Origin of the sequence: Streptomyces xanthophaeus (assembly GCF_000725805.1) — a bacterium.
Taxonomy (GTDB): domain Bacteria; phylum Actinomycetota; class Actinomycetes; order Streptomycetales; family Streptomycetaceae; genus Streptomyces; species Streptomyces xanthophaeus.
Genome location: NZ_KL647135.1, coordinates 102,035 through 121,673 on the forward strand (window position 1 = coordinate 102,035; position 19,639 = coordinate 121,673).

A 19,639-nucleotide genomic window follows, 5' to 3' on the forward strand; every position below is an offset into this window, starting at 1 on the left:
CGGCAGCGGGAACCCCTTCCGGCAGCGGGCCGGTGCGTCAGCGCAGGGTGGTCTTCTTGTCCTGGCGGTACGTCGCCACCAGCGCCAGGCACAGCGCGGCGATCGCGACCCGGCCGGAGGCCTGGAGCAGCGGCCCGCGCAGCAGGATGAAGGAGTAGCCCGCCACGAGGGGCACCACCACCGAGATCAGGCTCCCCGGCGGGGACCTGCGCGTGGCCCGCTTCGCGTAGCGCCGGTCGACGCGCGCGGCGGCGTACCCCATCGCCAGGAGCCCCCCGCCCATGCCCAGCGGCCCGAAGTCCAGCCACAGCTCCGCCCAGATCGGCGAGGAGAGGTTGGTGTTGACCGTGCCCATCCACTGGCCGACCATCACGCCCGTGTCGCGCGGCTTGCCCGGCCACACCGAGCGGGGCACCGCGAAGAAGACCGATCCGGCGAGCTGGCGGCCGTAGAAGTGGCCCGGACCCGAATCCGAGAAGGTGATGGTGTTGGCGAACATGCCGATCTGGTCGTAGTCCTTGAGGGCCATCGGCTCCAGGAAGGACGTGGTCTCGACCGGCTTGTAGTTCTTCTCGTCGTAGCGGAACCGGTCCGCGAACGGGAAGACGAGCAGCGCCACGACCACGGCCATCGACAGGGCCACCCGGTACATCGCGGCGCTCACCGGGAAGACGGTGAAGAGCAGCGCGAACATGACGGTGAGGAACCAGTAGCGCGGGTTCGAGATCGGGTTGTTGACCACCAGGTTCAGCGCGGCCAGCGCCGTCCACGTGACGATGATCGACACCTTGCGGCGGGCGAACTTCGAGGTGATCAGCCAGCGCGTGTACAGCAACAGGGCCAGCAGCGCGGGAACGGTGCCGAAGCCGCGCAGCAGGGCCTGGCCCGCCTGGCCGTCGCCGTTGGAGACGCCCGCTTCCTCGATGCCCGCGATGATCTCCTGGCGGCTGGAGAAGAAGACGGCGGGCCCGCCGAGCTTCATCACGAAGGCCGCGCTGCACACGAAGGCGAGCACGGTCAGCAGCTGCAGGCGCCGCCGGTGCGCCATGACCGGGCGCAGCTCCTTCTGGGAGCCGCCCGCCCGCCCGGCGGGCCGGTGCCGGGCGAGCAGGACGCCGACGTCGAAGGCGGTGCAGCCGAGCAGGACCAGGCCGATGGCGGCGGTCAGGTCGGAGCGGGGGCCGACCACCGGGGTCGGTACCTGGCCGAGGACGGCCTGCGCGAGCGGGGCCACGCCCATCGCCATGTAGACGAACAGCCAGAAGGAACCCTGGAGCAGCTTGCGGCGGCTGGTGAGGACCATCGCCGAGAGCCTGGCGCCCGCGTACATGGTGAGCAGGAGCTGGAGCCAGAAGGCCGCGTCACGGCGTCCCGCGCCGGACTGGGCGGCGACGAACAGCGGCAGGAAGACGCTGAAACCGAGGATGAGGGGGACGGACAGCGCCCGCGAGAGCAGGGTGCGCGGGAGGGTCGCCCTCCCCCACTGCGCCTCGTCCTGGGCCAGGGCCACTTCCGGCTTGACGGCGGGCCTGCGTATGTCCGTTGCCACTGCCGCCCCCACCCCATGTGCCTGGTCCGGGCGCAGTCTAGTCTGAGCGGGCGGCGCCCGGGGAGGCGCCTCCCGGGGGAGGATGAAGGGGCTTCAGTTGCGTGATCTTCCTGCCTTCACGCTGGCCGGATACGACAAGGGCCGCGGGCTGCTGACGCAGGCGCTCTGGTTCGCCGTGATGAACACGCTGTTCATGACCTGGTTCTGTCCGGCGCGGCTGCGGGTCTCGCTGCTGCGGGCGTTCGGGGCGAAGATCGGCGAGGGTGTGCTGATCCGGCACAAGGTGCGGGTGCTGTGGCCGTGGAAGCTCACCGTCGGGGACCACACCTGGATCGGTGAGGGCGCCTGGCTGCTGAACCTGGAGCCGGTGACGATAGGGGCGAACGTGTGCCTGTCGCAGGAATCGCTGCTGTGCACCGGCTCGCACGACCACCGGGCCGCCGACTTCCGCTACCGCAACGCGCCGATCGTCGTCGAGGACGGCGCCTGGGTGGCGGTACGGGCCACCGTGCTGGCCGGGGTGACCGTGGGCCGCTGCGCGGTCGCGGGCGCGGGCGCCGTCGTGCACAAGGACCTGCCCGAGCTGACGCTGCAGACCCAGGACGGGCGTCGCCGCCCGGTGGAGGAGCCCAAGTGAGAGTCCTGCACGCCGTGACGCTGCACTCCCCGTCGCACGCCTTCGGCGGGCCGGTCCGGGTCGCGCTGAACCTGACGAAGGGGCTGCGGGCCCGGGGCCACGAGGCACGGCTGCTCGCGCTGGGCGAAGGCTTCCCGGAGCCCTGGCCGACGGACGTCGAGGGCGTGCCCGCCAAGCTCTTCCCGGCCAGGCGGCTGCTCCCGCTGGGCTTCAGCGGGATGACCTCGCCGGCCCTGCTGGCCTCGGCGGGGCGCCTGGTGCGCGACGCGGACGCCGTCCACGTGCACCTGGCGCGGGACCTGGTGACCCTGCCGGTGGCCCTGGCGGCGCTGCGGGCCGGCAAGCCGCTGGTGCTGCAGACCCACGGCATGGTCGACCCGAGCGAGAAACTGCTGGCCAAGGTGCTGGACGCGGTGGCGGTACGCAGGCTGCTGCGCGGCGCGGACGCGGTGCTGTACCTGACCCCGCACGAGCGCGAGGGCCTGGACGCGGTGGTGGGGGCTCCGTTGGCGAAGGCGGTCCGCCTGGTCAACGGCACCCCGGCGCAGGAGGCCCGGCCCGCCCCGTCCGGGCCGCCGCGGATCCTGTACTCGGCGCGCCTGCAGGCCCGCAAGCGGCCGGTGGACTTCGTGGACGCGGCCCCGGCGGTGCTCGCCGAGCACCCTCAGGCGCACTTCGTGGTCGCAGGTCCGGACGAGGGCGAACTGGCGGCCGTACGGGCCCGGATCGGGGAGCTGGGCCTGACGGACCGGTTCACCGTCCCGGGGGCCCTGTCGAGCGCCGAGGTGCTGGCGGAGCTGCGCCGGGCCCACGTCTACGTGCTGCCGTCCGTGGACGAGCCGTTCCCTATGTCGGTGCTGGAAGCGCTCGCGGTGGGCGTCCCCCCGGTGGTGACCCACTCCAACGGCCTGGCCCGCGACATCGCCGCCGCGGGCGCGGGCCGCGCGGTCGACCCGGGCCCGGCGGGCGTGGCGGCGGCGGTGCTGTCCCTGCTCGATCCGGAGGCCAACCGGGCCGCCTCGCTGTCGGCGCGCGAACTGGCCGCCAAGTCCTTTTCGATGGACTCCGTGCTGGACACGCTGCTCCCCGTCTACGAGAAGGCCCTGCGCGCCTAGGCCGGGCCGGCCCGGCCCTTGCCGGCTTAGATACCGTCCCGGCGGTGCTCCTCCACCACCGGGACGGCGCCCATGGTGGTGCGGCGGCGCTTGAGGACGCTCGTGTACACGGCGAGGCCGATGGCACCCACCGCCATCATGATCAGCCCGACCAGGTCGAGGTCGACGCTGCTCATCTCCCAGTCGGTGGCGAAGGTGAGGATGGCCCCCACCACGATCAGGCCTATGCAGCCACCCAGACCGCCCATTTGACTCGCCTCCGCTTTGCCGGTGTCGTGGTCACGTGCTGGCTCCGCGGGTACCCCGGACCCGGACACGGAAACGCCCCCGGGGTCCGGTGGTCCGGTCCTCGGGGGCGTCGTGGCGGGCGGCGGCGGCCGTCGCCCGCGGGTGGTGTTACGCCGGCACCCAGGCGTAGCAGCCCGTGGAGTTGAACTCCGCGGTGCCGCTCGGGATGGCCGCGGTGATCTTGTCGCCCTCCTTGGGCGGGGTCTCCGGACCCGAGGCGAGGATGGAACCGTCCTTGCCCTTGGCCTGCCACGTGCAGTTCGTGGCCTGGGTCAGCGCACGGTAGTTGCCCGCGGCGGGCGAGGTGCGCGGGCCCTCGGGGAAGCCCTTCTCCGCAGCGGCCAGGATCGGCTTCTGCTCGGGGCACAGGATCGTGATCGCGTCCTTCGCCACCGGGATCTCCCCGGTGATGACGGCTCCGGTCGCGGCGTCCTTGTCGCGCTTGGCGGTGCGCTCCACCCGCTGGCATGCCTCCTGGCCGGTCTGGAGGACGGCCGCCGGGTCCGTCTTCTCCGGGACCCGCCCGCTCAGGTACTTCTTCTCCTGCGGCGTGAAGCTGCCCGTCTTCGGGGTGATCTTCGCGTCGGGGAGCACGGGGCCGGTGGGCTTGGCTTCGGGCGTGGTCTCCGCGGTGGGCGGGGCGTCCGCCGGATCGGGGGCCGAGGACGAGGCCGGGGGCTTCGCCTTCGCCTCCGCGCCGGATTCGGCCTTGTCACCGGAACTGCAGGCGGTCAGCGTGAGCGCGGCGGCCAGCAGAACAGCAGCCGCTGCGGAGCGTCGGTACATCGGATGGCTCCCGTACTTACTGGGGTGGAGTAGGCGTGCGGGGCCCGGCCTCGTATGAGCCGGGCCCCGCACGCCGTCAGGCGATTGCTCTGTTACTCGGTTGCTTCGGTCACTTCGCGCCGAAGGTGAGGACCAGCTGCGGGGTGCCCTCCGCGGCGGTCGCCTCCGAGGACCAGATCCACAGCGGGTCGGTGCCCGTGCTCGTCAGGCCCAGGCTGGTGGTGGTGCCCAGCAGCGCGGAGACCGCGGCGGTGTCCAGCTCGACGTTGTGGACCGCCGAGCCGTCCGGCACGCCCGCGATGGAACCGAGCGGGGTGGTGCCGAGGGTGGGCTTGGTGTTGAAGGTGGTGCCCGCGCCGCTCCAGGTGCCGGTGACCGGGACCACGGAGACGGTGTCGGCGGTGCCGGCGCCCGCCTGGGTGCTGGTCTTGATCTGGAGCGAGGCGGCCTTCAGGACCTGGCCGGCCGGGGCGGCCGGCAGGTTGAACCGCAGGTAGGACTCGTACGCCGAGGTGCCGCGCACCGCGAGCGAGGTGGAGGTGCCGTAGGCGGTACCGGGGGCACCCTGGTTGATGTAGGTGTCCTCGGTCGCGTTGACCTCGGCGACCGTGTCGGACGCGGCCTTGGCCAGGTCGAAGTGGCTCTTGACCTGGGCCTGGGTCAGCGCCGTCGGGTAGACGGCCGACTCGTCGAGCTGCCCGGCGAAGAAGTTGCTCGTCGGGCGGGTCGGCCAGCCCGCGAGGCTGTCGCCGCCGACGTGCCAGTAGCCCCCGTAGGTCCCGGTGCTCTTGGCGTTGAGCGAGCCCTTGTTCTGGCCGTCGACGTAGAGCGTGATGCCGTTGGGGCCCTGGGTACCGACGACGTGGTGCCACTTGTTGTCGTTGTACGTGTCGAACAGGCCGGTGGAGACGGTCCGGGTGGAGCCGTCGTGGACACCGAAGACGAGCCGGCCGGTGTTGGTCATGTACAGGTGACGGTCGTACTGGCTGCTGGTGCGGGTGGTGTTGTCACCGAACCCGATCAGCTTGCCGCCGCGCGTGGTGTTCGTCTTGAACCACGTCTCGATGGTGAAGGTGGCGCCGACGCTCTGGCGGCGGTCGCCGTGGAGCAGCTGGCTGGTCCCGTTGAAGCCCATCGCCGTGCTGGAACCGGTGACGGCTCCGGGGCTCTGGCGCAGGGCCGGGGCGTTGAACTGCACGCCGCTGAGGTTGGCCGTCGAGGAGTCGGCGACGTACGGGCTGACGGTGTCGTCGTAGCGCCAGTACAGCTGGGCGCCGTCCGTACGGATCTGGTTCGGGTACGCCTGGACCGAGGTCGGCACGGACACCGAGGCGGTGGCCGAGAGGGCGCTGGTGTTGCCCGCGGCGTCGGTGGCGGTCACGCGGTAGGTGTACGACTGGCCGGCCTTGACCGTGGTGTCGGTCCAGGAGGCCTGCGGACGCTCCCACTCCAGCGACTCCGCCGTCACGGTGGCGGCCGGGGTGGCCGAGCCGTTGCGGTAGATGCGGTAGGTCAGCTTGCTGTCGTCCGAGTCGTAGCTGGTGCGCCAGCGGACCTGGGCCTCGCCCGGCTTGACGCTGGCGGCGCTGGCGACCGGCGTGGTCGGGGCGCCGATGTCGCCGGTGGAGGCGAAGCGGGTCAGGCCCTGCTGCGGGACGCCGTTGATGAGGGTGAACTCACCGCCGACCCACATGTACTTGGTGTCGTTCTTCTCCGCCACGGCCATGACGCGCGGGCCGATGCCCTCGCCGATGCCGTCGTTGGCGGTGGGGTGCCAGCCGAGCTTGCGCGGGCCGCGGACGAAGCCGCCCACGGGGGCGGGGGCTTCGCCTTCGTGGTCGGTCGGCTGGGCCAGCAGGAAGTGGCGCTTGCCGTCGGGGAACTCCAGCTCGGTGGTGCAGTCGTGCGCGTGCGAGGAGCTGTAGAGCACGCCCTGGTACGGCAGCACGAACTGGGTGGCGCCGAGGCAGCGGTCGCGCCACTTCTCGCTGAAGTCGCTCAGGCGCAGGCCGATGCGGCCGTCGAAGACGCCGCCGCCGGAGCCCTCGTTGCCCGTGTAGAAGCCGGTTTCGTCGGTGGAGATGTCCTTGACGACCGAGTTCGACGGGATGTTGGTGTACGTCTTGGTGATCGCACCGGTGGTGGAGTTCACCACGGCCAGTGCGTGCGTGTTGGCACCGTTGACGCTGAAGAAGTCGCCGCCGAGCAGCACGTTCTTGCCGTCGGGGGTGACCTCGATGGCGCGGCCCGGCTCGTCGGCGTTGGCGACGAAGGGCTTCAGGGCGCCGGAGCCGGCGTCGACGGCGGCGAACCGCTCCCGGGTCTGGCCCTCGACCTGGTAGAAGTCTCCGGCCGCGTACAGCGTGTCGTCGGTGACGGCGAGCCCGCGCACGGTGGCGGGGAAGCTCGGGTGGAACGAGGCCTTGGGGGTGCAGGTCGCGATGTCGATCGCGGCGACGCTGGAGACCGGGGTCCCGTTGACGGCACCGAAGTAGCCGCCCGCGTACAGGGTCTTGTTGTCCTTCGAGACGACCAGCGTGCGCACGGTCGCGGTGCCCTCGCCGATGGTGAAGGCGAGCTTGCAGGCCGTGGGGTTACCCGTCGCGGCGTCGAGCGCCACGAAGTTCACGGCCTCCTGCTCGGTACCGCTTCCGGAGCCCTCGGGCGGCCGGACGGTCGAGAAGGTACCGCCGGCGAAGACGGTGCCGCCTGCCTGGGCCATGGCCCAGACGATGCCGTCCGGCTGCCAGGTGGGCAGCTGGTCGGCGGTGAATGCCACAGGCTGGGTGATGGCGGACGCCTGAGGCATCAGCACCAGACCTATGCCGGTGCCCGCACCGGCCAGTGACAGGACGAGGGCAGCAGTCAGCCCTCTGGATCTACGCATGAGCCCCCCAGGGCAATCGCCCGGTTTGATGGCTGAAACTATCCGAACAGCCATATGTACTGGCGCAGACTAGGGCTCACGCGAGGGCCCGGTCACCTCACTTGACCCCTTGCATACCAAATTGGAATCAACAGGGTTCAGCACGGAGGGTGCACTACGGACATACGGCAGCTTTGCCCCGGTCACACCCACACAAGACGGTGAAGCATGACCGGAACACGGCAAAGCGTAGGGGCAATATAAGGCCTAGCGGTCGATGCGCACGGTCACGCCCGCCAGTTGGTCCTCGACCTGGCGGATGTCTGCATCGACCATGATCTTGGCCAGATCGGCCACGAGGACCGTCGGCTTCCAGCCGAGCAGCGCATTGGCCTTGGAGGCGTCGCCGATGAGCGCGTCGACCTCGCTGGGGCGCTCGTACTTGGCGTCGTAGCGCACGTGCTCGTTCCAGTCGAGACCGGCGTGCGTGAAGGAGGCCTCGACGAACTCGCGGACGGTGGCGGCGACGCCGGTGGCGACCACGTAGTCGGTCGCCTCGTCCTGCTGGAGCATCCGCCACATGGCGTCCACGTACTCGGGGGCGTAGCCCCAGTCGCGGACGGCGTCGAGGTTGCCGAGGTAGAGGTGGTCCTGGAGACCGGCCTTGATGCGGGCCACGGCGCGGGTGATCTTGCGGGTCACGAAGGTCTCGCCGCGGCGCGGGGACTCGTGGTTGAAGAGGATGCCGTTGACGGCGAACATGCCGTAGGCCTCGCGGTAGTTCACCGTGGTCCAGTACGCGAAGACCTTGGCCGCGCCGTAGGGGCTGCGCGGGTGGAACGGGGTGGACTCGTTCTGCGGGGGCGGGGTCGCCCCGAACATCTCGGAGGACGAGGCCTGGTAGATGCGGGTGTCGATCCCGCTGGCCCGGATGGCCTCCAGCAGCCGCAGCGCGCCGAGGCCGGTCACGTCACCCGTGTAGAGGGGTGCGTCGAAGGAGACGCGGACGTGCGACTGGGCGCCGAGGTTGTAGACCTCGTCGGGGGCTATCTCGCGCAGCAGGTTCACCAGGGCGACGCCGTCGGACAGGTCGGCGTGGTGCAGGACGAAGGACCGGTTGGCGGTCTGCGGGTCCTGGTAGATGTGGTCGATCCGCTCCGTGTTGAAGCTGGAGGACCGCCGCACGAGCCCGTGCACCGTGTAGCCCTTGGAGAGCAGGAGCTCTGCGAGGTACGAGCCGTCCTGCCCGGTGACGCCGGTGATCAGTGCGGTCTTGCCCATGTGGGGTCCCCCTGGGATTCGTTGCGGTTCATGGTGATTCGGTGTGGTTCATTGTGTGGGGCGGTCCGCGCGTGCTGTGTCCTGGCGGGGGGACGCGCTCCGGGGCTCTGCCCGGGACCGGATGGGTACCGTACACGCCGGGGCGGATCGCCCCGGGCGGCGCCCGGCAGCCGGGATCCGGACCACTGCCACTCCCGCGGGAGCGGACTGGCATCATCGGCGGTATGACAAGTTCGCTGCCGCTCCTGCCCCCGAACGCCCGCGTCTTCGTCGCGGGCCACCGCGGCCTCGTGGGTTCCGCGGTCGCCCGCAGGCTCACCGCCGACGGCCACGAGGTGCTGACCCGGGGCCGCGCCGACCTCGACCTGCGCGACGCCGCCGCGACCGCGGCGTACCTGAAGGACGTCCGGCCGGACGCCGTGGTGCTGGCCGCCGCCAAGGTCGGCGGGATCATGGCCAACAGCACGTACCCGGTGCAGTTCCTCGAGGACAACCTCAAGATCCAGCTCAGCGTCATCGCCGGGGCGCACGAGGCCGGAGTGGGCCGGCTGCTCTTCCTCGGCTCCTCCTGCATCTACCCGAAGCTGGCCCCGCAGCCGATCAGCGAGGACGCCCTGCTGACCGGTCCGCTGGAGCCGACCAACGAGGCGTACGCCCTCGCCAAGATCGCGGGCATCGTCCAGGTCCAGTCGTACCGCAAGCAGTACGGGGCCTCGTACATCTCGGCCATGCCGACGAACCTCTACGGCCCGGGCGACAACTTCGACCTCGAGTCCTCGCACGTCCTGCCCGCGCTGATCCGGCGCTTCCACGAGGCCGCCGCCGAGGGCCGCGACGAGGTCACGCTGTGGGGATCGGGTACGCCGCGCCGGGAGTTCCTGCACGTGGACGACCTGGCCGCCGCCTGCGCGGTGCTGCTGAACAGCTACGACGGCGACGAGCCCGTCAACATCGGCTGCGGCGAGGACCTGACCATCAAGGCGCTCGCCGAGACGGTCGCCGAGGTGACCGGCTTCCGGGGCAAGCTCGCCTGGGACACGTCCAAGCCGGACGGGACCCCGCGCAAGCTGCTGGACGTCGGCCGCCTCACCTCGCTCGGCTGGAAGCCCGGCATCCCGCTGCGGGACGGCATCGCCTCCACCTACGCGTGGTGGCGCGAGCAGGGCTGATCTGACACTCACGTCCTGGGCACCTCAGTACGCTCCGCGACCGTCGACGACGGCGCGGAGCGTGCGTCCCATGACGTCGACATCGCTGGTGAAGGACCAGTTGTCGACGTACTGGAGATCAAGCTGAATCGTTTCGTCCCATGACAGGTCCGAGCGCCCGCTGATCTGCCACAGGCCCGTCATGCCCGGCCGCACGGTGAGCCGGCGCAGCTCGACCTCGTCGTACTTCGCCACCTCCTCCGGCAGCGGCGGGCGCGGCCCGACCAGCGACATGTGGCCGGTGACCACGTTGATCAGCTGCGGCAGCTCGTCCATCGAGGTACGGCGCAGCAGCCGTCCCACCCGGGTCACCCGGGGGTCGCGGCGCATCTTGAACATGAGGCCGTCGTTCTCGTTGGCCCCGGAGAGCTCGGCCTTGCGGGCATCGGCGTCGACGACCATCGTGCGGAACTTCCACATGACGAACGGGACTCCGTCGCGGCCGATGCGGCGCTGCCGGTAGAAGGCCGGGCCACGGGAGCCGAAACGTATCGCCAGGAAGATCCCGAGGAAGAGCGGCGACAGCAGCAGCAGTCCGACCGCGGCTCCCGCCCGGTCCAGGACCGCCTTGAGCAGGGTCTGCCAGCCGCGGCTGAGCGGCGGGACCACCCGCAGCACGGCGAGGCCGCCCGCGGACAGGGTCTCCAGCCGCTTGACCGAGACCTCCACCAGTCCCGGGAAGACGGCGAGTTCCAGCCCGGCGTCGTGCAGGGCCCAGGCGACGCGGCGCAGCCGGTCCCCGGCGAACCGGGCACCCGGTGCGACGAGCACCAGGTCGGCGTGGTGGCTGCGGACGGCGCCGAGCACCTCGTCGGAGTCGCCGTTCAGCGCCTGGGGCATGGCCCCGCCGAGCCGGGCCGCGACCGGCACCCCGCTGACGAGGGATCCGTCGCCGACCGGAACCACTCCGACCACCACGTACGGATGGTCGGTGCGCGCGGCGAGGTGGGCGATGACGTCCTCGGCGGCGTCGGGTTCGCCGACGACCAGGACCCGGCTGACGGCCTGGGCCTCGCGGCGGGCGGCCGAGAGGTGGCGGTAGGTCAGCTTGTGACAGGCGACGGTGATCAGCAGGGCGGGCAACAGGGCCCCGAGTGCGGACAGCCGGGGGGTGTCCTCCTCGGTCACCACGCGGGCCACGGCCAGGACGCCGATGAGAATCAGCCAGTCGTGCAGGACGGGCAGTACGCCGCGGGATTCGCCGAGCAGCCGGGCCGCGTAACGGCGGCGCAGCGCCTGGACGCCGGTCCATGCGACGGCGGCGCCGAGGGCGCAGTACAGCGGTCGTACCTGCTGGGCGGCTTCGAAGACCAGCCCGACGGGCACGGCGGCGCCCAGGAAGTCCGCGGCGAGGGCCGCGGGCAGGTACCACCGGGCCTTGTCCCCGAGCCTACGGGCAGGTGCAGCCGTCCCCTGGGCCGCCCTGGCCACTCTTTGCGCAGGAAAATGAACATGCCTCATGGGCCCCCCTGGCACGTGGTCTATGACTGTGACGAGTGTCCACGGCTTCCCCGGGCAACGGACATCTGTCGCACCGGGAAACAGTACGACAAACACCCGTACGGTAAATGCCGTTTGGGTTAACACGGCCTCTTGTTGCGCAAGTGTTAGCAACCGGTATTGCCCGTTCCGATTACCGGACTGCCCCATCCCATACGAAGGTGAATGATCCGGATACCGGATACGTCTCTTCGGACAACGAACCGTTTCCGGCCAACCTTTTGACGCGGCCCTGACATCCCAGCCTGTAAGTGGCAATCTTCGACCGTTCATCGCACCAGCCCTGATCTGCCCGGAGGCCCACCCAGCCGTCCGGAACCCCCCTTGCAGAAGGAGTCTGCGTTGAGGTCCACCCCCCAGCGGCGCGCCACTGCGGCCGGCGCGCTCATTGCCGCGGCAGCCCTGCTCGCCGTAGGCATACAGACCGGCACCGCCACCGCCGACGCCACCGCGTCCCAGGCCGGCAGCGCCGTCCAGTCCAACCCGGGCGCGGCCAACCGCGTACTCAGCGCTTCGGAGCGTGCGACGCTCCTCGCCGAGGCCAACTCCACCACCGCGCAGGCTGCCAAGGCCCTCGGCCTCGGCACCGGCGAGAAGCTGGTCGTCCGTGACGTCGTCAAGGACGCCGACGGCACCACGCACACCACGTACGAGCGCACCTACGACGGCCTCCCGGTCCTCGGCGGCGACCTCACCGTCCACGCCAAGGACGGAGTGACCAAGAGCGTCACCAAGGCGACGAACCACGAGATCAAGGTCGCGGACACCAACGCCTCGGTCACCCCGGCGGCAGCCGAGAGCCAGGCCGTCGCCGCGGCCGGCGCCGAGGGCTCCAAGGAGGCCAAGGCCTCCAAGGGCGCCCGCAAGGTGATCTGGGCGGCCGAGGGCGCTCCGGTCCTCGCGTTCGAGACCGTCGTCGGCGGCCTCCAGCACGACGGCACGCCCAACGAGCTGCACGTGGTGACCAACGCCAAGACCGGCGCGAAGATCACCGAGTGGCAGGCCATCGAGACCGGCACCGGCAACACCATGTACAGCGGCCAGGTGACGATCGGGTCCTCGCAGTCGGGCAGCAACTACACGCTGAACGACGCCACGCGCGGCGGGCACAAGACGAACAACCTCAACCGGGGCACCTCCGGCACCGGCACCCTGTTCTCCGGCCCGGACGACACCTGGGGCAACGGCCTTCCGGCCAACCTGGAGACGGCCGCCGCCGACGCCCACTACGGCGCGCAGGTCACGTGGGACTACTACAAGAACGTGCACGGCCGCAACGGTCTGCGCAACGACGGCGTCTCCCCGTACAGCCGGGTCCACTACGGCAACAACTACGTGAACGCGTTCTGGGACGACTCCTGCTTCTGCATGACGTACGGCGACGGTGACGGCAACGCCAAGCCGCTCACCTCCACCGACGTGGCCGCCCACGAGATGACCCACGGCCTGACCTCGGTCACCGGCAACATGACCTACAGCGGTGAGCCCGGCGGTCTGAACGAGGCGACCTCGGACATCTTCGCCGCGGCCGTCGAGTTCTACGCCAACAACCCGCAGGACGTCGGCGACTACCTGGTCGGCGAGAAGATCGACATCCGCGGCAACGGCACCCCGCTGCGCTACATGGACAAGCCGAGCAAGGACGGCTCGTCGAAGGACGCCTGGTACTCCGGCATCGGCGGCATCGACGTCCACTACTCCTCGGGCCCGGCCAACCACTGGTACTACCTGGCCTCCGAGGGCTCGGGCGCCAAGGTCGTCAACGGCGTGAGCTACGACTCGCCGACCTCCGACGGCCTGCCGGTCACCGCGATCGGCCGTGACGCAGCCTCGAAGATCTGGTTCCGCGCGCTGACCACCGGTCTGTTCAAGTCGAACACCAACTACGCGGCCGCCCGTACGGCGACCCTGCAGGCGGCGGCCGACCTCTACGGCGCCGGCTCGGTCACCTACAACAACGCGGCGAACGCCTGGGCGGCCATCAACGTCGGCCCGCGCATCGTGAGCGGCGTCTCGGTCACCCCGATCGCCAACCAGACCACCCAGATCAACACCGCTGTCAGCCTGCAGGTCCAGGCCACCAGCACCAACCCGGGTGCGCTGAGCTACGCGGCGACCGGCCTGCCGGCCGGCCTGTCGATCAACTCCTCCACCGGTCTGATCTCCGGCACGGCCACCACCGCGGGCACGTCCAACGTGACCGTCACGGTGACCGACTCGCAGGCCAAGACGGGTACGGCGGCCTTCACCTGGACGGTCGGCACCGCCCAGCAGAACGTCTTCGAGAACACGAACGACTACCAGATCGCGGACAACGCCACGGTCGAGTCCCCGCTCGCGGTGACCCGCACGGGCAACGCCCCGAGCACGCTGAAGGTGGACGTGAACATCGTCCACACCTACGTCGGTGACCTGGTGGTCGACCTGGTCGCCCCCGACGGCAGCGTCTACAACCTGCGCAACCGCTCCGGCGGCAGCGCGGACAACATCGTCCAGTCCTTCACCGTGAACGCCTCCTCCGAGGTCGCGAACGGCACCTGGAAGCTCCGCGTCAGGGACGCTGCCAGCCTGGACACCGGCTACATCAACAGCTGGAAGCTCACCTTCTGACCCCACCGGGTACAGGTGAAGGACAGCTGAACCGCTAGACACGGGGCCGCCCGGGAGGAAACCTCCCCGGGCGGCCCTGTCCCATTGGTCCGTGCCCCCATCGGTCCGTGCCCCCCCCATTGGTCCGCGTCCGCCCGGGACCAACTGCCCTGCGGCCGGTGACCTCCGGCGCCGTCGCGCGAGCCCCCCTCCAGGGAGACTGAACCCGAGCGAACCTACGGAGGCGTAGGTTCGGGTGACCCCCGAATGACGGACGTGCCCCCATGCCGCAGCTCCCTTCCACCTCTCCGCCGGCTCCCGCCGCCCAGCGCCCGTGGCTGATCCAGGGCGGCATGGGCGTCGGCGTCTCCGGCTGGCGGCTGGCCCGGGCCGTGTCCCGGGAAGGACAGCTGGGCGTGGTCTCCGGCACCGCCCTGGACGTCGTGCTCGCCCGCGTCCTGCAGACCGGCGACCCCGGCGGACACGCCCGCCGCGCACTGGCCGCCTTCCCGCTCCCCGAGCTCGCCCAGACCGCCCTCGACTGCTACTTCCGCGAGGACGGACTGGACGAGGGCGTCCCCATGCGCACCACCCCGCGGCTGCGGGCGACCGGCGGGGCCCAGGCAGAGATCCTCACCGTCCTCGGCAATTTCGCCGAGGTCTGGCTAGCGAAGGAGGGACATGACGGACTCGTCGGCATCAACTACCTGGAAAAGATCCAGCTGGCCACCGCCCCCGCGATGTTCGGCGCGATCCTGGCAGGCGTCGACCACGTGCTCGTGGGTGCGGGAGTCCCCGGTCAGATCCCTGCCCTCGCCTCTCGGCTGGCGCGCTACGAACCCTGCGTGACCCGGATCGCCGTGGAGGGCCAGGAGGAGCCGCTGGACCACCTCTTCGACCCGGGGGCGCTGCTGGCCGGGCACCTGCCGGGCCCGCTGCGGCGCCCGGAGGTCCTCGCGATCGTCTCCCTCCCGGTGCTGGCCGCCTACCTGGCCCGGGACGAGGCGACCCGCCCCGACGGGTTCGTGATCGAGACGAGCGGGGCGGGCGGGCACAGCGCCCCGCCGCGCGGTCCGATGACGCTCGACGCGCAGGGCGAACCGGTCTACGGCCCGCGCGATCACCCGGACCTGGCCAAGATGGCGGCGCTCGGCCTGCCGTTCTGGCTCGCCGGGGGCCAGGCGAGCCCCGCGGCCGTCGCGGCGGCCCGGGCCGCGGGCGCGGCCGGGGTGCAGGTCGGCAGCGCCTTCGCCCTGTGCGAGGAGTCGGGGATGGCCCGGCACCTGCGCGAGGAACTGCGCGGCCGGGCCCACGAGGGCACCCTCACCGTCCGCAACGACCCCCAGGCCTCACCGACCGCCTTCCCCTTCAAGGTGGCGGAGCTGGCGGGCACGGTGTCCGAACCTGAGGTGGCGGCGGCCCGGCGCCGGGTGTGCGACCTCGGTTTCCTGCGCACGCCGGTACGGGGCCCCCGCGGGCTCGCCTACCGGTGCGCGGCCGAGCCCGAGGCCGCGTACGTCCGCAAGGGCGGGGACGCGGCGGACACCAAGGGCCGGCGGTGCCTGTGCAACGGGCTGCTCGCCACGATCGGGCTGGCGCAGCGGCGGCCCGGCGGCCGGGTGGAACCGCCGCTGGTGACCATCGGCAAGGACCTGTCGTTCCTGCCGGAGCTCTCCCCCGACGCCGGGCCCTACACGGCGGCCGACGTGGTGCGGTGGCTGGCCGCCGGGACCGGCGCGCAGGCGCGCGGCTGACGGCCGGGCCACCGGGCGTCCAGGGGCGGTCAGCCGATGGAACGGACGATGCGGTTGACGAACTCCTCCGCCTCCTCCGTCATCTCCTCATCCAGCCCTTCCTCTTCTTCTGCCTCCTCTTCCTCTACTGCTTCCTCTTCCTCCGTGGCGTCCTCGCTGCCGCCTTCCTCGACGGCCTCGTCCTCACCGGACTCCTCCTCGACGGCCTCGTCGCCCCGGCCCTGCTCCCCGCGGCCCGCGTCCGTGCTGTCCTGGTCGTCACCGGTCTGATCGCCGGTCTGGTCACCGCGGCCCTGCTCCCCGCGGCCCTCGTCCTCGCGGCCGTTCCAGCCCCCGTTGCCCTGGTCACCCCGGCCGTTGCCGTCGGCCGGCTTGAAGAAGACCGCGACGACCTCCAGGTTCCGCGCCCGCTGGCCCGGCTGCAGGACCCGCTCCGCCCGGCCGCTGCAGCCGGGGTTGTCGAAGAGGACGGCCTGCGACCGGGTCTCGTTGATCACCTCTACGGCGGGCTCGCGCCGCGAGGTGTGGGTGAGCAGGTAGCAGGTGTCGTTGTCCGCGGGCCGGATCTGCGCCCTGCGCTCGTCCCCGTCGTCCTCGACGAACCGGTAGTGCAGCGTGCCGAGGCCGCGCCCGTCGGGGCCGTCGGCCAGCGACGGGGCGGCTGTGGGAAGGACGAGCGCGGCGGCGCCGACGAACACGGCGGCGGCGGTGGTGCGAAGACGCATGAGGAGTCCGTTTCTCGGGGTCCGCGGATGCCCGGGTCCGGTGGCATCCGCGGGCAGCGTAGGAGCGGACCAGTACGGCGAAACGTTTCTGCATGCTCAGCGCGGTCGGAGGTTCACCCTCCCGGAAGGCGGTCCTGAGCCCATCCGGCAGCGCGGAACGACACCCGTGCGCACCGGCCCCCGCAGGGCTCCGGTGCGCACGGCCGGCCCGTCCCCGGGCGGGTCGCTCAGCGCAGGACCACGCCGTCCCCCGGAACCGCCTCGCTGACCGCCGGGCCCGCGACCAGGCCCAGTTCGGCCGGGGTCGCCAGCAGCGGGTGCGCGGGCAGGATGCGGACGGTGTACCCGAACGGCCCCGTGCGGTCGAGGGCGAGCGGGCCCTCGTACACCCAGCGGCCCTCCAGGTCGGGGCCGGCGGCCGGCTTGAGCGGGAAGGTCCGCGCGTCCCGGATCACGTCCTGCGGGTCCACCCGGCCCGCGACGGCCTGCACCTCCACCTCCTCGGGCGAGAGCGCGTCCAGCGAGACCCGGACCCGCAGCGTGAGCGTGGCCCCGAGTTCGGCGGTGCCGTTCACGGGCGCGGCGGCCAGCGCCTCCACGTGCTCGACGGCGACGCCCGGCCAGGCGGCCCGGACCCGCCCCTTCCACCAGGCGAGGTCCCGCGCCGCCCCGGCGCTCAGGGCGCGGTGGGCGAGCGCGGCCGGTGCGTACAGCCGCTGCACGTACTCCCGCACCATCCGGCCCGCGAGCACCTTGGGCCCCAGCGAGACCAGGGTGCGCCGGACCATCTCGATCCAGCGCACGGGCAGCCCGCTGCCCCCGGCCCGGTCGTAGAAGCGGGGCGCGACCCGGCCCTCGATCAGCTCGTAGAGGGCGTTCGCCTCCAGGTGGTCCCGGCGGTCCTCGTCGGCCCCGAGCCCGTCCGCGGTGGGGATCGCCCAGCCGAAGTCGGACTCGAACCACTCGTCCCACCAGCCGTCCAGCACGGACAGGTTGAGGCAGCCGTTCAGGGCGGCCTTCATCCCGCTCGTCCCGCAGGCCTCCAGCGGGCGCAGCGGGTTGTTCAGCCAGACGTCGCAGCCCGGGTAGAGCTTCTGCGCCATCGCCATGCCGTAGTCGGGCAGGAAGACGATCCGGTGGCGCACCCGCGGGTCGTCCGAGAAGCGCACCAGCTCCTGCACGAGGCGCTTCCCGCCGTCGTCCGCCGGGTGCGCCTTGCCCGCGACCACGATCTGCACCGGCCGCTCGGGGTCCAGCAGCAGCCTGCGCAGCCGCTCCGGGTCGCGCAGCATCAGCGTGAGGCGCTTGTACGAGGGCACGCGGCGGGCGAAGCCGATGGTGAGCACGTCCGGATCGAGTACGGAGTCCACCCATCCCAGTTCGGCGTCCGCGGCCCCGCGCTGGCGCCAGGAGGCCCGCAGCCGGTCGCGCACCTCCTGCACCAACTGTTCGCGGAGCACCCGGCGCAGGTCCCAGACGTCCTGGTCGGGAATGTCCGCGACCGCGTCCCAGCGCTGGGAGCCGCCGACCGAGAGGGCGTCCTCGGTGCGGCCGGCGCCGATCTGGCGGGCGCCGAGCCGGACGACCTCGGGGGCCACCCAGGTCGGGGCGTGCACCCCGTTCGTCACGGAGGTGATCGGCACGTCGGCGGCGTCGAAGCCCGGCCACAGCCCGGCGAACATCTCCCGGCTGACGGCGCCGTGCAGGGTGGAGACCCCGTTGGCCCGCTGGGCCAGGCGCAGCCCCATGACCGCCATGTTGAACACGCCGGGGTCGCCCCCGGGGTAGGACTCGGCGCCGAGTTCGAGGATCCGCTCGACCGGTACGCCCTCCAGTTCCCCGCCCTCGCCGAAGTGCCGGGCGACCAGGGCCCGCTCGAAGCGGTCGATGCCCGCGGGGACGGGGGTGTGCGTGGTGAAGACGGTCCCGGCGCGGACGGCTTCGACGGCGGCGTCGAAGCCGAGGCCCTGCTCCCGTTCCAGTTCCCTTATGCGTTCGAGCCCGAGGAAGCCGGCGTGTCCCTCGTTGGTGTGGAACACCTCGGGGTCGGGGTGGCCCGTCAGCTCGCAGTAGAGGCGGACGGCGCGGACGCCGCCGATACCGAGGAGCATCTCCTGGAGCAGCCGGTGGTCGCTGCCGCCTCCGTAGAGCCGGTCGGTCACCTCGCGGGCCGCGCTGTCGTTGTCCTCGACGTCGGAGTCCAGCAGCAGCAGGGGCACCCGGCCGACGCGGGCCCGCCAGACGTGCGCGTGCAGGGCCCGGCCGCCGGGGAGGGTCAGCGAGACCCGGGCGGGGGTGCCGTCGGCCTGGCGCACGAGGTCGAGGGGCAGCTCGTCGGGATCGAGGACGGGGTACTGCTCCTGCTGCCAGCCGTCGCGGGAGAGCGACTGGCGGAAGTAGCCGTGCCGGTAGAGCAGTCCCACGCCGATGAGCGGGACTCCGAGGTCGCTGGCGGCCTTCAGGTGGTCCCCGGCGAGGATGCCGAGGCCGCCGGAGTACTGGGGCAGGGCGGCGGTGATACCGAACTCGGGGGAGAAATAGGCGATCCCGGCGGGCAGGCCGCCCTCGGACTCGTGTCCCTGGTACCACCTCCCGCCGGTCACGTAGTCATCGAGGTCGGCTGCGGCGGCCGCGAGCCTCCGCAGGAAGCGGCGGTCGGCGGACAGTTCGGCCAGCCGGGCGGCGGACACGGCACCGAGGAGCCGGACGGGATCGCCGTCGGCGGCCTGCCAGCCCTCGGGGTCGACGGATTGGAAGAGTTCGCGGGTCTCGGCATGCCACGACCAGCGCAGATTGCGCGCGAGGTCGTTGAGCGGCAGCAGGGTCTCCGGGAGGACGGGGCGCACGGTGAATCGACGGATAGCCTTCACACGTTCCACCTTCGCAGGGGATTGCGGATCGGAGCGGCCGCACCACGCTGTGCACCCGCGCATCACCCCCGGAAGGCTAGCGAGACGGACGCCTTCCGGCCACGGCGCCCTCGCGGGCGCCGGGCGGCCCGCGCGCGGCCCGGATCGCGTCCGCCGCGGCCCTCATGGCCGGATCCCGTCGGAACGGTGTCGAGATCCCGCCGGATTCCCTGCTGGTTTCGGCGCCGAAATCCCGGTCCGCACCGGTCGAAATCACCGGCACGCACCGCGCGGAAGGGGCGCGCGCCCGGGCGCGGAACGGCACTGAAGCGACCACTGGGACCCATGAGACGGATGAGCCGCCTCTCGTACCTCGGGTAGTCCTGGCCGACTTGACGGAGCCTCGGCCGATGTCGATCCGGGGCTTGGTATCGGCCGTGACCCTACGTACGAGTAGTTAACCGAGGGCCCGGATTGGGCGGGGGGAGAGTG

Annotated in this window: 13 protein-coding genes; 5 read left to right on the plus strand and 8 right to left on the minus strand. The window is 71.7% G+C overall.

The genetic code is table 11. From position 1 onward, the window contains the following. Positions 1–37: 37 nt before the first annotated feature. Complete coding sequence (locus tag IO30_RS0136470) at positions 38–1,549, minus strand: hypothetical protein (protein WP_234321640.1); 1,512 nt, start codon at positions 1,547–1,549, stop codon at positions 38–40. An 82-nt stretch (positions 1,550–1,631) separates the two neighbouring features. Between IO30_RS0136470 and IO30_RS0136475 the strand changes: the two genes are divergently transcribed. Both IO30_RS0136475 and IO30_RS0136480 read left to right on the plus strand, forming a co-directional pair. Continuing rightward, positions 1,632–2,186, plus strand: a complete 555-nt coding sequence (locus IO30_RS0136475) for a WcaF family extracellular polysaccharide biosynthesis acetyltransferase (RefSeq protein WP_031150408.1) — start codon at positions 1,632–1,634, stop codon at positions 2,184–2,186. Beyond that, positions 2,183–3,301, plus strand: coding sequence for a glycosyltransferase (locus IO30_RS0136480; protein WP_031150409.1), 1,119 nt, complete (start codon positions 2,183–2,185; stop codon positions 3,299–3,301). Before IO30_RS0136475 ends, IO30_RS0136480 begins: the two co-directional genes overlap by 4 nt. 26 nt (positions 3,302–3,327) lie before the next feature. Here the strand turns inward: IO30_RS0136480 and IO30_RS0136485 are convergent, their stop codons facing one another. The 4 genes from IO30_RS0136485 to gmd all read right to left on the minus strand — a co-directional run bounded on the left by IO30_RS0136485 (position 3,328) and on the right by gmd (position 8,522). Further along, positions 3,328–3,549, minus strand: a complete 222-nt coding sequence (locus IO30_RS0136485; protein ID WP_031150410.1) for a DUF6458 family protein — start codon at positions 3,547–3,549, stop codon at positions 3,328–3,330. 148 nt (positions 3,550–3,697) lie between these two features. After that, the gene (locus IO30_RS0136490; protein WP_031150411.1) at positions 3,698–4,375 is read right to left on the minus strand and encodes a hypothetical protein; all 678 of its coding nucleotides are present in this window, start codon (positions 4,373–4,375) and stop codon (positions 3,698–3,700) included. Positions 4,376–4,484: 109 nt separating this feature from the next. Beyond that, on the minus strand, positions 4,485–7,262 hold the full coding sequence (locus IO30_RS0136495; protein WP_031150412.1) for a CBM96 family carbohydrate-binding protein: 2,778 nt from the start codon (positions 7,260–7,262) through the stop codon (positions 4,485–4,487). A 246-nt stretch (positions 7,263–7,508) separates the two neighbouring features. Next, positions 7,509–8,522 (minus strand): GDP-mannose 4,6-dehydratase, encoded by a 1,014-nt coding sequence (gene gmd / locus IO30_RS0136500; RefSeq protein ID WP_031150413.1) that lies wholly within the window; start codon positions 8,520–8,522, stop codon positions 7,509–7,511. A 224-nt stretch (positions 8,523–8,746) separates the two neighbouring features. Here gmd and IO30_RS0136505 point away from each other — a divergent pair, with 224 nt between their 5' ends. Next, the gene (locus tag IO30_RS0136505) at positions 8,747–9,691 is read left to right on the plus strand and encodes a GDP-L-fucose synthase family protein (RefSeq protein ID WP_031150414.1); all 945 of its coding nucleotides are present in this window, start codon (positions 8,747–8,749) and stop codon (positions 9,689–9,691) included. Positions 9,692–9,715: 24 nt separating this feature from the next. Here IO30_RS0136505 and IO30_RS0136510 read toward each other — a convergent pair whose 3' ends face one another. Beyond that, complete coding sequence (locus IO30_RS0136510; RefSeq protein WP_031150415.1) at positions 9,716–11,191, minus strand: sugar transferase; 1,476 nt, start codon at positions 11,189–11,191, stop codon at positions 9,716–9,718. Between the two features lie 381 nt (positions 11,192–11,572). On the opposite strand from IO30_RS0136510, the gene IO30_RS0136515 reads away from it, so the two are divergent. Continuing rightward, positions 11,573–13,840, plus strand: coding sequence for a M4 family metallopeptidase (locus tag IO30_RS0136515; protein WP_031150416.1), 2,268 nt, complete (start codon positions 11,573–11,575; stop codon positions 13,838–13,840). 263 nt (positions 13,841–14,103) lie between these two features. Beyond that, on the plus strand, positions 14,104–15,573 hold the full coding sequence (locus tag IO30_RS0136520) for a nitronate monooxygenase (RefSeq protein WP_037896213.1): 1,470 nt from the start codon (positions 14,104–14,106) through the stop codon (positions 15,571–15,573). A 29-nt stretch (positions 15,574–15,602) separates the two neighbouring features. Here the strand turns inward: IO30_RS0136520 and IO30_RS42470 are convergent, their stop codons facing one another. Together IO30_RS42470 and glgP are read right to left on the minus strand one after the other, a co-directional pair. Next, positions 15,603–16,298 (minus strand): hypothetical protein, encoded by a 696-nt coding sequence (locus tag IO30_RS42470; RefSeq protein ID WP_051902815.1) that lies wholly within the window; start codon positions 16,296–16,298, stop codon positions 15,603–15,605. A 227-nt stretch (positions 16,299–16,525) separates the two neighbouring features. Beyond that, positions 16,526–19,168 (minus strand): alpha-glucan family phosphorylase, encoded by a 2,643-nt coding sequence (gene glgP, locus IO30_RS0136530; protein ID WP_031150419.1) that lies wholly within the window; start codon positions 19,166–19,168, stop codon positions 16,526–16,528. Positions 19,169–19,639: the final 471 nt, after the last annotated feature.